A 15,188-nucleotide genomic window follows, 5' to 3' on the forward strand; every position below is an offset into this window, starting at 1 on the left:
CATTTGCCGCCCCACCCCACGCTTACGCATACAAATCAGAACTTGCGCGTCACCGTCCCGATGACCTGACGACCGGCGCCGAAGTTGCACCCGGCCGGGCCAGAGCAACGCGCGACATAGGTCTTGTCGAAGATGTTCGAACCGTTGATCGCGAAGCGCCATTCCGGCGTATCGTAGTGGATGATCGCATCGAACAGCGTCGTGCTTTCACCGTTGTAGACGACCGGATTGAACAGGCCCGGCAGGCTGCCCGCACTCTTGCTGTTGTAGCGTCCGCCGAAGCCGAAGCCGAGACCGCCGAGCGAGCCCTGCTGGATCGTGTAGTCGACGAACAGCGACAGCTTGTGCTTCGGCGTCGTCGGCAGCGGCGCGCCGACCTCGCCGGCGAAGTTCGATTCCTTCACTTCGCTGTTGTTGTAGCTGTAGGAGCCGTTGATCGAGATCTGCTCGCGGATACGCGCCACGAGTTCGATCTCGCCGCCCCACACCTCAACCTCGCCGCTCTGTGTGCCGAACACCGGCGTCACCGAAGGCGATGTGCTTACCACGTTCTTCTGCTTGATATCGAAGACGGCGGCGGTCACGAAAAGCTTCACATCGTCCGGCAGACCGCGCGCGTCATACTTGATGCCCGCCTCGATCTGCTTGCCGGTCGAAGGCTTGAAATCATCGCCGGTCACGCTGTCGACGCCGAGCACGGGTTCGAACGAGGTCGCGTAGCTGATGTAGGGCGCAAAGCCGCTGTCGCTCACATAGTTCGCGCCGACGCGCCACGTGAACTTGTCCTGCTTCGAGGTCGTCGCCGTCAGCGCGCTCGCGACCTTTACCCAATCGTAGCGGCCGCCGAACGTCAGATAGAAATTGCCGAAGCCGATCTGATCCTGTGCGTAGACGCCGGTCTGCTTCAGGCGCTGATTGTTGAACGCGGAGGGATAGCCGGGTTCATACGTCGCCTGCGGTGCGTACACCGGATCGAACAGATCGATCGTATTGGCGAAGATGAAGCCGAAATCCGCCTTGTTGTAGACATTGCGGTAATCGACACCGACAAGAAGCTTGTGCTCCGCGCCGCCGGTTCCGAAATTCGCATCGATCCGGTTGTCGGTGGCGAAGCTCGTCACCTTTTCCTTGTAGCTGAAATTATACTGCTGGACCGTGCGGTAATAATCCGGGTCGAGTGGATCGGTGGTCTCGATCAGGCCGCCGCCGCCGTAGATGCCCGTGGGCGTATCTTCCTTGTAGTCGCTCCACTTCACGTTGGAGCGGAACTTCAGGCTGTCGGAAAATTCATGCTCGGCATCCCAGCCGAGTGCGAACTGCTTGCGCTCATACACGTTCGCCGGATCGCCGAGGTTCGTGCTGCGCTTCACCTTGCCGACCGGGTTGTCGAGCAGCGTGCCGTAGACCGGCAGGAAGCCGTTCGTGTCGCCCTTCACCTTGTCGTACTGGTAATAGCCGAGCCCGGTAATCGTGGTGCGCTCGCCAAGACGCCACGTGAAGGTCGGCGCCACGGTGAAGCGGCGTGCCGAGACGAAGTCGCGTTCCGAATCGCGATCGCGATAGAGCGCGGTGATCCGCGCATCGATCGAATCCGCGATCGGGCCTGTCACCGTCCCTGCGATCTGCTTGTAATCGTCCTCGCCGTACTTGGCGCTGATCTCGCCGCCAAGGGCGCTCTGCGCGCGGCGGCTGACCTGGTTGTAGATACCACCGGGAGGGGCGTTGCCGTAGAGCACCGAGGCCGGGCCCTTGAGCAGATCGAGTGATTCAAAGGCGTAGAGATCGACACCGACCGAATAGATCGAGGTGGAGATCGGCGCGGCCAGCCCGTCGATATACTGCTTCGGCGTGAAGCCGCGCACGGTGAAGAAATCGAAGCGGAGATCGGGACCGTAGTTCTCGCCGAACACGCCCGCGGTGTAGCGCACTGCCTGCTGTGCATCGATGAAGTTCAGAAGGTCGATCTGGTCGCGTGTCACCACCGAGATCGACTGCGGCGTCTCGATGAGCGGGATGTCGGTCTTGCTCGCGGTCGCGCTGCCTTCGGGCACATAATTGCGCGCGGTGACGACGATCATCTCTTCCCCGCCCACCGTGGTGCGTGTGGTTTCTATGGACGATCCGCTTTGCTCTGCCTCCTGCGCCATCGCGGGAAGTGCGGCGAACCCGGTGAGTGCGGCCCCGGCAAGCAGCAGTGTTTTCAGCGTCCGGTCATGAACGGTCATTGCGTTCCCCCTTTGATGAAATGAAGTTTCGAACCTCATGTTGATTATGACGCCCAGATTACTCCCACCGGGCCCGAACGGCGTTTCGGCGCAGGGTCTAACTGTATCGCGATCAGGCCATTATTGCGAGTCGTTATCATTATTGGCGCAAATCTGCCCGGATAGCCACTCGGACGTTTCCGCGAGCGCCCGATCTGCAAGCGGCGAGATCGACACGGCTTCAAGGAAACTGTGGGTCGCGCCCGCATAATCGCGGAAATCGACCGCAACGCCCGCCGCTGCCAGTCGCGCCGCCATATCCCTGTTTTCGTCCGCGAGAATATCGCAGGCCGCAACCGCGAAGAACGTCGGCGGAAGCCCGGCAAGGTCCGCGCGCATCGGGCAGGCGAGCGGATCTCCGAAGTCGGCGTCGTCGCGCAGGTAGTTCGCCCAGAACACCGCCATCTCGGCGGTGGTAAGGTTATACGCGGGCCCATCGTAGCGCCCGTAGCTCGGATAATCCGCCCTGCCATCGAATGCGCCGTAGTTCACAAGTATGGCGGAAAGCGGCGCTTTCCCATCTCGAACCAGCGCCAGATTGGCCGCAACCGAGAGGTTCGCGCCCGCCGAGTCGCCGCCGATCGCGATGCGCCGTGGATCGAGCCCGTGTGCTTCGCCTTCAGCGCGCAGCCAGCGCACCACAGAAACGATCTCGTCCAGCGCCAGCGGGAATTTCGCTTCGGGCGACAGGCTGTAGTCAATGCCGACGACGGCGACCCCTGCGCGCGCCGCATATTCGCGCATCAGCCGGTCGTGGGTATCGAGGCTGAACATCGTCCAGCCTCCGCCGTGGACGTAGATCAGCACCGGCAGCATCGCCCCTGCATTGGGCCGGTGGATGCGAACGCGAACGCCAAACGCCCCCACATTCAGCGTTTCGGTGCTGTGCATCACCGGGCCCCCTGCGGCCCACGGTGCGCGCACTTCCTCCGCGATACGACGCCGTTCCCCGAGCGGCAGCTGCTCGAAATCGGGGTAACGGCCGTAGGCGGCGGCCATCTCGCGCTGGAAACGGCGAATGTCGGGGTCGAGGTCGTCGGCGACCCCGGCTGTCGTCTGGTTCATGGGTTCAGGCTTCCGAAAGGGTGTGGCGCAAGCGCGAATGGCGCACGCCGTAGAGAAGGTAGAAGGCGATGCCGAAGGCGATGTAGAGGCCGAGAATGGTGGCGGGCAGCCACTCCCCGACCATCGCCTTGCGGATGATGTCGAGCACCACCGGCGCCATCATCAGCACGCAGAAGACGAGCGCGAGCACCGGCACCACGCCCAGCCAGAGGTTCCCGACGCGGATGCCGCCGAAGGGCACGCGGAACGGGCGCGGCAAATCCGGCTGCGTGCTGCGCAGCCAGATGACGCTGATCGCCACGGTGATGAACACGCAGCCCGTGCCGAGGCTGACGAGATCGCCGAGCATCGAGATCGGCAGGAACGCCGCGGCGACACCCGCCGCCAGCGCCACGAACCACGTGCCTTGATGCGGCGTGCGGAAGCGCGCGTGCACGCGGCTGAACAGCGGTGGCAGCAGCCCGTCCGTCGACATCGCATAGCACACGCGCGAATGCGCGTAGGTGTTCACCATCAGCACCGAGCACAGCCCGGTGAGCGCGCCCACCTTGATGACGATGCTGAGCACCGGCATACCGATCGCAGAGACGGCAACCGCGACCGGATCGGGCACGTTCAGCATCTTGTATGAGACAAGACCCGTCAGCACCGCGGCCACTGCCATGTAAACGATCGTCGCGATGGCGAGCGCGCCGAGAATGCCGATCGGAATATCGCGCTGCGGCTTCTTCGCCTCAAGTGCGGCGGTCGCGACGGCCTCGAAGCCCAGATAGGCGAAGAACAGGATCGAGGCACCGCGCAGCACGCCCGCCCAGCCGTAAGTGAAGCCGCCCTCGTTCTCGGGGATGAACGGCTTCCAGTTCGCCGGGTCGACATGCGGCAGACCGAAAGCAATGAAGGCGAGCAGCACCCCCACCTTCACCGTCACCATCACTGCGTTGATCGTCGCTGACTGTGAAACGCCGCGTACCAGAATGAACGCGAACAGCAGCACCGCCGCCGTCGCAACGAGATTGATGCCGCCGCCCGTTACGAACGCGGTTCCCGCCTCCCCTGCCGCGGGCCGAATGAAGGGCGTCGCCAGAACCGCCGGGATATGAATGCCGAAATCCCCGAGCAAGCTGACGAGATAACCCGAAACGCCCACTGCAAGCGCGGACCCGGCCAGCCCGAGTTCGAGCATCAGCATCCAGCCGAGCCCCCAGGCGAAGGCCTCGCCGAGCGCGGCATAGGCATAGCTGTAGGAGGCACCCGAAACGGGTAGCGTCGAGGAAAGCTCCGCGTAGCAAAGCCCGGTGAACGCGCAGGCGAGCCCCGCGAACACGAACGACAGCATCACCGCCGGACCGGCATAGTTCGCCGCCGCTGTGCCGGTCATCACATAGACGCCCGCGCCGATGATGCAGCCGATGCCGATGAGCACGAGATGCACGGGGCCGAGCGCACGGTGGAGACCGTGGCGGTCGATATCGCTGCGCACGTCGGCGAGCGGCTTGCGGATCAGATATCGGGTCGGCGCACGCGCCATGGCTTCAATCCCCCAAGGATGCGCCAGCTTACTGCCGCCGGCGCGTGCCCGCCCACGCAATCGGGCCGGGCGTCATTCCTTCCGGGCCGCCCCGCGCATCGCATCCGCGAGCGCCGCATCGGGGTGACGCTCCACGATTTCCGCGAAGGTCTGCGCGCTCTCGTCCTGCCCCAGCTTGAACGTCGCCTGCTCCGAAAGCACCCACGCTCGGAAGGCGACGATATGGTCCAGCATCGGCACCGCGCGTGCGCCCATCTCCGCGACCGTCCACGCGCCGGGTCCGGTGCCTTCGAGATGCGCGGCCAGCCGCTCGGCCGCGCTCGGCGTTTCGTCGGGCACGAACACCACCTCGGTCTCGAAGCGCACGACGGCATAATTCCACGTCGGGCCCCATGTCGGATTGGAGACGAGACGCGGCGACACATAGCCCTCTGCGCCCTGAAACAGGATCGCGGCGCGCGGATCGGCTTCCAGCGCCGCCACGTGCGGGTTGCGCTTCGCGAAATGGCCGAACAGTGCAACCACCCGCCCCTCGCCGTCGCATTCGGCAAGAAGCGGCAGCGGCGTCGAAACGAAGCCCGCTGGCCCGTTCGAGACGATCCACGCCAGCGGATGCGCGGCGATCAGCGCCGCGATATCGCCCTGAGCACGCGGAATGAAAACGCTCATCGTGCCCTCACCTTTCGCCGCGCTGCCCAGAGCAGGACGCCGACAATGATCATCGTCACGAGCCACGCGCCGATCGCGGCAACCGCGATGCGCCCGGCAAGCCCGCCCATCTCGCCCGTGTGGAACGGGAACAGCCCGTCCACGAACGCACGGCTGGGCGCAGCATCCAACGCATCGAAGCGCGCGATGATGCGGCCGTCCACCGCGCTCACGAACACGCGCGTTGCGCCATAGGCCCGCCGCGCCTCATCAGGCTGCGTTACCCGGATCTGCCACACCGGTCGTTCGCCCTCCGGCGCATAGACCGCCGCGAGCGTTGATCCCGGATAGGCCGCAAGCGCGGTTCCCGCCGCTGCGGCAAGGCCGACGCTCGCTGCCCCCGCCGGCGCATCCGCAGGCGCCACGATTGGCGCCGGCTGTACGATACGCTCGACGCCGCCCGCGAAGGTCAGCAGCACGCCCGCCGTGATGCTCGCGAGCGCCGGAACGCCCACGATCAGGCCGAGCGCCCGGTGCCAGCTGTAGTGGCGTACCGCCGCCTGGCCCTTGCGCTGCACGCGCAGCGCACGCCCCCACTGGCCGCGCTTCGGCCAGGCGATATAGAGCCCGGAAAGAATATTGGTCACGAGCAGGACGCCGCTGATCCCCACGATCCAGCTTCCCGTGTCTCCGGCGAGCAGATGGTGGTGGATCAGTACCAGAGGCGTCGTCCACGCCGCCGGTCCCGTAAAATCGCCGTCGACGAGAATTTGCCCCGCGCCGTCGATGCGAACGCTGCGGTTCGCCTCGGGCATATCGCCCGTGATGCTCACATCGTAGCGATCCGGCGCACCCGCACCCGTCCAGATCGAGCCGAGCCGCGCGCCCGAACCTTCGGGAGTCAATTGCCCAACCGTGCGTTCGATCGCGGCAAGATCGGTCTGCCGATGTGCGCCGGGGATGAACGCATCCCGGATTTCCCAGTGAAAGACGATCAGCACGCCGGTCAGCGCCTGCACCAGCCAGAACGCAGCCGCCGCAAGGCCCGCCCAGCGGTGCCAGCGGATCAGATTTGCTTTCAGCGTCATCCGCTTTGTCTCCTCAGGGCAATTCGAAGATCAGCCGCACACCACCAACGAGCGCATCGCCCAAATCGGCGCGCCAGCCGGGGTTCACGACATACTGCACATTTGGCTGCACCGTCAGCCACGGCGCCGCACGGTACGCCCATGTCAATTCGAACGCCGTTTCCGCGCGCTTCGGGCGCTCTCCATCGGCGATGCCCGCCCGCACGGCGGGATCGCCGAGACGCGCGTGCGAAACCGCGAGGCCGAACAACGACGTCTCGGCGCCGTAGCTGAAGCCGCCGCCAACATAGCTGCCGATCGCATTCATCTCGGAATCGGCGATTCCGGCGCGGACCCAGCCGCTCAGCGCGTTCGCCGCGTCCGATCCGGCAACCCGCCCTTCGAGGGTCGCATAGACACCGCGACTGCCCCGTTTCAGCGCGGGCTCGCCCGCCGTATCCATCTCGATCGCTTCGAAGCGCGATGTATAGGCCCAGCCGCCCAGCTTTATCGCTGCCGCATCGCCGAGCGCGCGCTCGACCTCGGCGGCCAGCAGAACGCCGTGCTTCGGTGGGAACCGCAGCACCGTCCGCTTCGGGTAGTCGGGGTCGCCCGATTTCGCATCGAACACGGCGACCCGCGCGGTCCATTCACCCGCCATCATGCGACCGACGAGCCCGAGCGATGTCGTCGGGAAGATCGAAGGCCCGTTGAAGCCGGACTGCGAATAGTCGGGGCCGATGCCGTGCGACGAGTTGATGAACAACCCGCCCACGGTTTGCGCATCGAACTCTGAATTGAGGTCGATCATGCCGATCTTCGCCGATGCATTCGCCCCGAGCGGCACGTCCGCCCAGGCTTCGAACAGGCGCAGCGCCGGGTCCGCCTCGATATTGCTGACCGCCTGCGCGTCGCCGACAAGCGTGCCCGACAGGGCACGGCCGTGAACGTGTTCGGCCGAGACGTAAAATTCGGCGCCGTCCCATCCCACGGCTTCGCCGCCGAGCGTCGCGTTCACCTGGAGCTTGCCGAGGTAGGCAACGCCGCGTTTCATGCCGCCGTCGGCATTGCCGAGTATATCTGCAACGTAAGACCCGCCGAGCCGAACGCCTTTGCCTCCCGCCTCAGATGCCATCGCCGGAGCCTCGAACGCGCCGAGCGCCGCTGCAAGACCCATCCACTGCGTGCGCCGCACGCCTGCAATCGTTCCTCCGTCCATACCCTTTTCATAAAGGGGGCATGGTGGGGCCGCTTGTCAGAACAGGCCATCAATTTGCTCAAATGCGCCATCGAACGGGCACACTCACCGCCCGAAAAAGTCAATCCTGTATCAATTTGAAACAGTGTCGGGATATATTACAAAGTTACGACACCGAAACGTGATTAACCATAGAATCTATTGAAAAATCTTGCTTGGCATATTTCATGCTAGTCAGGTGTATAACAATACGAATCTCGTTACTTTGGCGTTATGGAGACTTTGATGCGTTCGACGATGATCCGGAACCTGCTCGGTTCTGCACTGACCATCGGCCTGCTGGCCGGCGCAACTGCTGCGAACGCGGCCATTCTGTTCCAGGACAATTTCAACCGCGGCGTCGGCCCGGTTGTCGGCAACGGTTGGGTCGAGAACCACACGAGCGAAGCGGACCTCTTCACCCGCGGCTACGGCGATCAGGTGCTGCGCCTGAAGGAAGATCCCGCCGGCGAAGTCACGGCGACGCAGAACGACATCGATCTCACGGGCTACGAGAACATCGTGCTCTCGTTCCAGTACAAGCCCTGGGAAACCGAAGCCGGTGACATTCTCGAAGTCTACTTCGGCGATCTCGTCTACTCGGTCTCGCTCGACGGCGCGTGGAACTGGACCAACGTCTCGCTCGCGCTCGACGTGAAGGACGTCGCCGGGCTCGACCTGATCTTCAAGCTTGTCTCGAAGGATAGCTCTTACACCGAGTATTACTGGGTCGAAGAGTGCGAGTGGAAGTGGGTCGGCGGCCGCTACAAGAAGGTCTGCAAGGACGTCAAGAAGAAGAAGGAATGGGACGACTGCGAAGATTGGGTGAAGATCGACAACGTCCTTATCACCGGTGACCTGATCCCGCCGCCGCCGCCCGTCGACACGCCTGAACCGGCCGCGCTGGCCCTTTTCGGTCTCGGCCTCGCCGGTCTCGGCGCCGCGCGCCGCCGCAAGGCCAAGTAAACCAACCTCATACGCTGAAAGAAGCGGCGGTCCGAAAGGGCCGCCGTTTTCTTTTGAAGTCTAGGGCCGCTAGTGCCGTGCCGCGCGCCGTTCGAGACCATAATCAATGCGGATGCGCACCCATTCGCCGACCATCGCCCGTCCGCCGATCTGCGGCGGGCGCACGCGGAACTGCCACGCGGCGGCGAGCACCGAGCGCGCAATCTGTGAGCCTTGCGGATACTCTCCCAGCGCCACGCAATCCTCGACGCGGAAATCCTGAACCGTGCGGCACGCGATAAGGCCCCACCCCGGCCCCCGCGCCGTCGAAAGATAACCGGCCAGCTCATCGTCATAGGGCTCGCGGTACCACGACGCCGCATAAAGCGGCTCGCCGTTCGGCCCCGTCCCGTCGACACGCTGGCTGTCGCCGGCAAACGTCGGGGCCGGCGGGCCCATCATGGGCCGCGGCGCAGGCGCGGTCGGCGGCGGCAGCTTCGCGATGTCGGTTGCCGCCATCTCCTCGCGCGAGAGCTGGATCACGGGCAATTCGATCGGCACCGGCGGCGGCTCGACCGGCTTCGGCGGGGATTTCAGTTCCGGAGGCTGCGCTGCGGCGCTTTGCGTTTCCGGGGCCTCGGCTTCGCTCTCGGGTTCTTCATCCCGGATCATGTCGAGCCGGAACACCGCCATCGGCACCACCTTCTCGGAAATCGACGGCGCCAGCGTCAGCAGCAGCAGCGCCAGCAGCCCTTCGACGAAGAGCGCGAACAGGATGCCCGCGCCGCGCCGCTTGAACCCGTCGCGAAGTCGCGCAGGTACAGAACGCAGGAAAGGGCCGACCGACTGAAACACGCGAGCAATCCCGGCAAAAGCCGGGCGGCTACGACCCGGACGCGGCTCAGCGATAGGGCGGCCCAGCGTTCAAAACAAGCCGTTCCGGATGCGTGCTATGCCTTCGGCCGTGGATCGCTCGGTAGTGGGATACGCTCGTCGTCGTCCCCCGGAATATGCGCGAAGCGGTCGGCTTCCCAATCGTCGATGGCCTGGTTCAGGCGCTCCGGCCGGGAGGAAACGAAGTTCCACCAGATCTCGCGCGGCCCGTCCATCGCCTTGCCGCCGAGCATCAGCACGCGCGCATCCGTCTCCGCCGTCCATTCCACCTTCGCGCCGGGTTCGAGCACAAGCATCGTCGCTTCCTCGGCAACCTCACCGCCGGGAAGCGCGATGCGGCCGCTCGCCACATAGATCGCGCGCTCCTCATGCTCGGTGGAGACGTCGATCGTGGCGCCCGCCTTCGCATCCACGTCCACGTAGAACGTCGGCCAGACGACGCCGACCGGCGATTGCCGGCCATAGGCCGTGCCCGCGATCACCGTGAGCCGCGCGCCGTCCTGCTCGATCACCGGCAGCGTGTCCGCCGGATGATGCACGAAGCTCGGCTCCACCTCCTCATGCGTTTTCGGGAGCGCCACCCACGCCTGAATACCTTCCATGCGCTGGCCCGCCGCCTGCACCTCGGGTGAGGTGCGCTCGGAATGCGTGATGCCGCGCCCCGCCGTCATCCAGTTCACCGCGCCGGGACGGATCGCCTGCGCGCTGCCAAGGCTGTCGCGGTGGAAGATCTCGCCTTCGAACAAATAGGTGACCGTGGCGAGGTTGATATGCGGGTGCGGGCGCACGTCGAAGCGATCGCCCGGCGCATAGTCCACCGGCCCGAAATGGTCCCAGAAGATGAACGGCCCGACCATGCGCTGGCCCGCCACCGGAAGCACCCGCCGCACCACGAAGCCCCCTCCAAGATCACGGCGGCGGCCTTCGATGCGGCGGAGGATCATGGCTTCAGTTCCCTTGCGAGCGTGGCGCGGGTTTTCTTCCCGTAGGGAGGTTTCAAGCCCGCGAGGCCCGCAAGGTCAAGCTTCGGCTGGTGATAGACGCTCTTCGCGTGGCTGAATGTGCGGAAACCGTCCGCCCCATGGTAGCTCCCCATGCCCGACGGCCCGACGCCGCCGAACGGCAGATCCTCCGCCGAAACGTGGAAGATCACGTCGTTCACGGTAACCCCGCCCGACACCGTGCGATCGAGCACGCGCCGCTCCTCCGCACCGTCCGTGCCGAAGTAATAGAGCCCGAGCGGCCGGTCGCGCCCGTTCACGAACGCCACCGCCTCGTCCGTCTCGCGATAGGTCTTCACGGGAAGCACAGGCCCGAAAATCTCCTCCTGCATCACGCGCATGTCATCAGAGACATTGCGCACGATGCTGAGCGGCATCTTGTTCGAATTCGTGTTCGCGAAATCCTCGTTCGCAGGGTTCACGGTGACGATCTCGGCGCCCTTCGCGGCGGCATCGTCGAGCAGGCCCTGCAGGCGCTCGCGGTGGCGCGCGTTCACCACCGACGTGTAATCGTCGTTCGCGAGGAGCGACGGATACATCTTCGCCGCCGCCGTCTTCAGCCCCTCGACAACCTCGCCCTCCTTCTCGCTGGGCACGAGCAGATAATCAGGCGCAAGGCAGATCTGGCCCGCGTTCATCATCTTGCCGAGCGCGACACGCTCCGTCGTCTGCGCGATGTCGGCGCTGCGCGAGACGATGACGGGCGACTTCCCGCCAAGCTCCAGCGTCACCGGCACGAGGTTCTCCGCCGCAGCATGCAGGATGTGCTTCGCGACCGCCGTGGCCCCCGTGAAGATCAGGTGATCGAAGGCAAGCCCCGAAAACGCCTTGCCCACCTCCGGCCCGCCGATGACGAAGCCGAGTTCCGTCTCGTCAAATGCCTGTGCGGCAAGCTCCGCCATCAGCGCGGAGGTGACGGGCGTGAACTCAGACGGCTTCACCATCGCCCGGTTCCCGGCCGCGAACACGCCCGCGAGCGGCCCGAAGGTGAGGTTCACCGGGAAGTTCCACGGGCTGATGATGCCGACGACACCCTTGGGCTGATAAACGACCTGCGCCTTCGCGCCGAGCAGCCCGAGCGGGAAATCAAGCTTCCGCCGTTCGGGGCGCATCCATGCGTCGAGGTGCTTGATCGCGTGCTTCAGCGGCTTCACCGAAGCCATGATGTCTGTCACCAGCGTCTGCTCGGCGCTCCGGTGACCGAAATCCTCGGAGAGCGCCTTCACGAACCGGTCCTGATGCGTCAGCACGAGGTCGACCGCGCGGCGCAGGCGATCCTTGCGGACAGCAGCGCCAACGGGCAACTCCGCCATGAATGCCGCACGCTGCCGCGCCAGCAGCGCCGTCATCGCTTCAATGGATTTCGCCTCACCCGGCAGAATGGCCGCAGTCGCCATAACGCGCCTCCCTCAAAACGCATGGATTTGAGCGGCACTTTAACCGGTGGCGGCGTATCCCGCCACCCGGGCGAAATCGTCAGGTCGAGCGGCTGCTTTTCAAGCGCATCTGTCCGTATAGACCGTCGCCTCGCGCGGGGTCAGCGGCTTCATCGCCTCGTCGAGCGAAAGGCTGAAGCCTTCCCACGGCTGCTGCGGCGGCCGCGCGCCCGTAACCCACAGATAGGCGGGGCGCTTCCCCGGCGCCGAAAGACGATACCACACCGGCGCGTTCATGCCCTTCAGCTTCGGGCAGCGCGCGAGCGTCGCCGTGTAGCCCGCGCCCTTCAGCGCCGCGAGTAGGGCGGGCGTACCGATCGGCTTGCCCTCGTTCTTGAAATAGAGGTTCATCACCATCGTGCGCGCACCGCCCGCGAGCACTTTCAATTGCTGCCCGGCAACATTCGCCATACCCGCGCGGCGGAAATACTCGCCGTTCGACATCGGCTTGTCGAGCATTTCGGGCGGAAGTGCCGCCCAAGTGACGTGCGGCGCGGCTTCGATATGCCGCCAGTCGTAAAAACTGTTCGCCGCATAATCCCCCGGCTTCAGCAGCCCGCCGAGCACAGCCGCGAAACCGTCCGCTGGCGTTTTCGCGGGCGCGGCCGGCTTCGGCGCGACAACAGCAGCCTTCGCGGCCGTTGCGGGCTTCCCGGCCGCGCTTTGGGTTACCACCGCGCCGCACAGCTTCAGCTTACGCGCCTGCACGATCTGCGTCATCGGCGCGCCGATGGGCGTTTTCAGTGTGTTGTCATGGTCGATCTGCACGGCGCCGCGCTGTTCATCAGCGTTGAACATCATGATGACGGGCATGTTGTCCCCGCCCCACTTGTCCTTGCCGTATTTCACATACACCCAGCGCTGGATGCCTTCATACTGCGCGCCGCCCGCGCAGGAGTAGCAGACGTCGATGGGAAGCGGCCCCTGCCGCCCCGCCGCCGTATCGATGACCACGCCCGTCTTGCTCACCTCGATGCGCGGCTGCTTCGAGCAGTCTCCGCCCGGCGCATAGCGGCCGTAAAGCTCTTCTGGAGGCACATTTGTCTGCGCGGCAGCCGTCCCCGACGCCAGCACCAGAGCCATAAACAGTGCACGCTTCAGCATGAGAGCCCCCTTCCCCGTCCATCCCACACGGTCGTTTCGACTATGTGACGAACGGGATGAACGCAAGCTGAGTGGAGCCTCGGCTCCCTTTGCCTCCACCCTAAAATTCTCCATTACGAAAATTCTGTCTTTATCGGGATTGCATCGCCGTAGCCCGGCGCGCCATAGAGAAGGGGCGGGACGAGGAAGAAAACGGGAGGGTAGCGATGCGTATATCGCGGCGGGTATTTACAGGGTTCACAACAGCAGCACTCGCTCTTGCATCCGTGGCCCTGCCGCAAACGGCGGCGGCGCAAACCACGATCGACGCGCTCTCCGACCGCTACATCACACTCCTGCTCCGCAGCAGCCCCGAACTCGTGCCGCTTTCCGGGATCGAAGGCGCCCGCCAGTCCGCGCTGCCGCCCATCGACCCTGAAACCCTGAAGTCCGTCGCGGCGGAGGAAGACCGGCTGTGGCAAGACCTGAAAGGCGTAGACGAAGCAAAGCTCGATGATGCCGGCCGCGCCTCCTACGCGCTGATGGCCGACGGCCTCGAAGCCGCGCGCGCGCTGCGGGTTTGCAATCAACCCCTTTGGAGCATCAGCCACATGACCGGGTGGCAGGTCACGCTTTCGCGGCTTGCGCAGGCACAGGCCACCGGCACGCCCGATGCACGCGCGGATGCGATCCGGCGCTGGGAGAGCCTGCCCGCTTACGCCGATCAGGATATCGCCAACCTCCGTGAAGGCCTGAAGCAAGGCTATGCCGTGCCGCGCTCGGTCGTCACCCGCGTCGTTGGCCAGCTCGACCGGCTGCTCGCGCTGCCCGCCGAACAATCCCCCTTCTATGCCCCGGCCCGCGCCGATAGCGACGCCGCCTTCAAGGCCCGGTTCAGGCCGATCGTTGCGGAGGGCGTGCACGGCGCGCTGAAACGCTATCGCGATTTCCTCGCCGAAGAATATCTGCCGAAAGCGCGCGAAGGCATCGCGCTTTCGGAGCTGCCGAACGGCGCCGCCTGCTACCAGGCGCTGCTCCGTGCCTCGACGACGCTGGACCGCACGCCCGCCGAGGTCATGGCAGTCGGCGAGGCGGCCGTTGCGCAAAACGTGAAGGATATCATCGCGATCGGCGGCAAGCGCTTTGGAACCTCCGACCTCGCCGCCACCCTTGCCGCGGTGAAGGACGCACCGGACAATCATTTCGCTACGGCCGATGACCTCGTCGATTTCTCGAAGCGGAGCCTCGCGCGGACGACGAAACTCAGCGCCACCGCTTTCCAGCAACTCCCGAAGCAACCCGCCGCGATCGAGGTTCTGCCCGCGACCGAGGCGGGAAGCGGCGTTCCCGCGCACTATCTCCCCGAGCCTGATCCTTCGAAGCCGGGCCGTTACATGTTGCCGCTCGATCATTGGAAGACCGAGACGAAGGGCGGCGCCGAAGTCACTGTCGTGCACGAAACGATCCCCGGCCATCACCTGCAGATCGCCATGACACAGGAACTGGCGGCGAAAGTGCCGCTGCTCCGCATCGCGCTCACCGGCGCCTATGTCGAAGGCTGGGCGCGCTATTCGGAACGCTTGGTGGAGGAACTCGGCGTTTATGAAACACCCTACGCGGGCATCACGCGGCGCGCGTGGATGGCACGCGGCATGGTTGTCGATCCGGGCATCCACATGTTCGGCTGGAGCCGCGCGAAGGCCATGGCCTATCTCGTCGAGAGCGGTCGCTTCGACGAAGCTGCCGCGGCGGACATGCTGGACCGGATCGCGGTCATTCCCGGCCAGCTCACCTCTTACGACAGTGGCGGTCTCGAAATCGCGGCGTTGCGCGCGGAATCAGAATCGTCGCTCGGCAAATGTTTCGATCTACGCGACTTCCACCAGCACGTTCTCTCCGGCGGCGCGCTGCCGCTGAAAGCGCTGCGCAGCCGGATCGAGGCGTGGCAGGCCGCAACGCGGAAGGCCTGCGCAAAATAGACCTGAACGAAAACGGGGCGCCGAAGCGCCCCGTCCGTTTC

The 15,188-nt window shown here is 65.0% G+C and carries 12 protein-coding genes; 2 read left to right on the forward strand and 10 right to left on the reverse strand.

Annotation, left to right across the window (positions count from 1 at the left end):
* Positions 1–35 precede the first annotated feature (35 nt).
* From ACE3TJ_RS04150 to ACE3TJ_RS04175, 6 genes are all read right to left on the reverse strand, one after another.
* Entirely contained in the window at positions 36–2,225 is a 2,190-nt protein-coding gene (locus ACE3TJ_RS04150) for a TonB-dependent siderophore receptor (protein WP_374594139.1), read from the reverse strand.
* Between the two features lie 120 nt (positions 2,226–2,345).
* The gene (locus tag ACE3TJ_RS04155) at positions 2,346–3,329 is read right to left on the reverse strand and encodes an alpha/beta hydrolase fold domain-containing protein (protein ID WP_374594141.1); all 984 of its coding nucleotides are present in this window, start codon (positions 3,327–3,329) and stop codon (positions 2,346–2,348) included.
* A gap of 4 nt (positions 3,330–3,333) precedes the next feature.
* On the reverse strand, positions 3,334–4,857 hold the full coding sequence (locus ACE3TJ_RS04160) for an APC family permease (protein WP_374594143.1): 1,524 nt from the start codon (positions 4,855–4,857) through the stop codon (positions 3,334–3,336).
* Positions 4,858–4,929: 72 nt separating this feature from the next.
* Positions 4,930–5,526 carry an FMN-binding negative transcriptional regulator gene (locus ACE3TJ_RS04165; protein WP_374594145.1) on the reverse strand — a complete coding sequence of 199 codons (597 nt, stop codon included), beginning with the start codon at positions 5,524–5,526 and terminating at the stop codon, positions 4,930–4,932.
* Complete coding sequence (locus ACE3TJ_RS04170) at positions 5,523–6,593, reverse strand: PepSY-associated TM helix domain-containing protein (protein ID WP_374594147.1); 1,071 nt, start codon at positions 6,591–6,593, stop codon at positions 5,523–5,525. The genes ACE3TJ_RS04165 and ACE3TJ_RS04170 overlap by 4 nt, the downstream gene beginning before the upstream one ends.
* Before the next feature lie 13 nt (positions 6,594–6,606).
* A complete protein-coding gene (locus ACE3TJ_RS04175) occupies positions 6,607–7,791 on the reverse strand; it encodes a carbohydrate porin (protein WP_374594149.1) in 1,185 nt (394 codons plus the stop codon).
* 264 nt (positions 7,792–8,055) lie between these two features.
* On the opposite strand from ACE3TJ_RS04175, the gene ACE3TJ_RS04180 reads away from it, so the two are divergent.
* Complete coding sequence (locus ACE3TJ_RS04180) at positions 8,056–8,775, forward strand: PEP-CTERM sorting domain-containing protein (RefSeq protein ID WP_374594151.1); 720 nt, start codon at positions 8,056–8,058, stop codon at positions 8,773–8,775.
* 69 nt (positions 8,776–8,844) lie between these two features.
* On the opposite strand, the gene ACE3TJ_RS04185 is transcribed toward ACE3TJ_RS04180, so the two are convergent.
* The 4 genes from ACE3TJ_RS04185 to ACE3TJ_RS04200 form a co-directional block, all read right to left on the reverse strand.
* Positions 8,845–9,609 (reverse strand): hypothetical protein, encoded by a 765-nt coding sequence (locus ACE3TJ_RS04185; RefSeq protein WP_374594153.1) that lies wholly within the window; start codon positions 9,607–9,609, stop codon positions 8,845–8,847.
* Positions 9,610–9,704: 95 nt separating this feature from the next.
* On the reverse strand, positions 9,705–10,592 hold the full coding sequence (locus ACE3TJ_RS04190) for a pirin family protein (protein WP_374594155.1): 888 nt from the start codon (positions 10,590–10,592) through the stop codon (positions 9,705–9,707).
* Positions 10,589–12,046, reverse strand: a complete 1,458-nt coding sequence (locus ACE3TJ_RS04195) for a coniferyl aldehyde dehydrogenase (RefSeq protein ID WP_374594157.1) — start codon at positions 12,044–12,046, stop codon at positions 10,589–10,591. Before ACE3TJ_RS04195 ends, ACE3TJ_RS04190 begins: the two co-directional genes overlap by 4 nt.
* 99 nt (positions 12,047–12,145) lie before the next feature.
* Entirely contained in the window at positions 12,146–13,189 is a 1,044-nt protein-coding gene (locus tag ACE3TJ_RS04200; RefSeq protein WP_374594159.1) for a hypothetical protein, read from the reverse strand.
* 206 nt (positions 13,190–13,395) lie between these two features.
* On the opposite strand from ACE3TJ_RS04200, the gene ACE3TJ_RS04205 reads away from it, so the two are divergent.
* The gene (locus ACE3TJ_RS04205; protein ID WP_374594161.1) at positions 13,396–15,147 is read left to right on the forward strand and encodes a DUF885 family protein; all 1,752 of its coding nucleotides are present in this window, start codon (positions 13,396–13,398) and stop codon (positions 15,145–15,147) included.
* Positions 15,148–15,188: the final 41 nt, after the last annotated feature.

Source organism: Sphingosinicella sp. (assembly GCF_041916975.1).
GTDB lineage: Bacteria > Pseudomonadota > Alphaproteobacteria > Sphingomonadales > Sphingomonadaceae > Sphingosinicella.

Coding starts and splice junctions, on each gene's coding strand:
- ACE3TJ_RS04205 (WP_374594161.1), top strand. CDS start 13,396: ATGCGTATATCGCGGCGGGTATTTACAGGGTTCACAACAGCAGCACTC.
- ACE3TJ_RS04190 (WP_374594155.1), bottom strand. CDS start 10,592: ATGATCCTCCGCCGCATCGAAGGCCGCCGCCGTGATCTTGGAGGGGGC.
- ACE3TJ_RS04165 (WP_374594145.1), bottom strand. CDS start 5,526: ATGAGCGTTTTCATTCCGCGTGCTCAGGGCGATATCGCGGCGCTGATC.
- ACE3TJ_RS04155 (WP_374594141.1), bottom strand. CDS start 3,329: ATGAACCAGACGACAGCCGGGGTCGCCGACGACCTCGACCCCGACATT.
- ACE3TJ_RS04170 (WP_374594147.1), bottom strand. CDS start 6,593: ATGACGCTGAAAGCAAATCTGATCCGCTGGCACCGCTGGGCGGGCCTT.
- ACE3TJ_RS04180 (WP_374594151.1), top strand. CDS start 8,056: ATGCGTTCGACGATGATCCGGAACCTGCTCGGTTCTGCACTGACCATC.
- ACE3TJ_RS04160 (WP_374594143.1), bottom strand. CDS start 4,857: ATGGCGCGTGCGCCGACCCGATATCTGATCCGCAAGCCGCTCGCCGAC.
- ACE3TJ_RS04150 (WP_374594139.1), bottom strand. CDS start 2,225: ATGACCGTTCATGACCGGACGCTGAAAACACTGCTGCTTGCCGGGGCC.
- ACE3TJ_RS04200 (WP_374594159.1), bottom strand. CDS start 13,189: ATGCTGAAGCGTGCACTGTTTATGGCTCTGGTGCTGGCGTCGGGGACG.
- ACE3TJ_RS04195 (WP_374594157.1), bottom strand. CDS start 12,046: ATGGCGACTGCGGCCATTCTGCCGGGTGAGGCGAAATCCATTGAAGCG.
- ACE3TJ_RS04175 (WP_374594149.1), bottom strand. CDS start 7,791: ATGGACGGAGGAACGATTGCAGGCGTGCGGCGCACGCAGTGGATGGGT.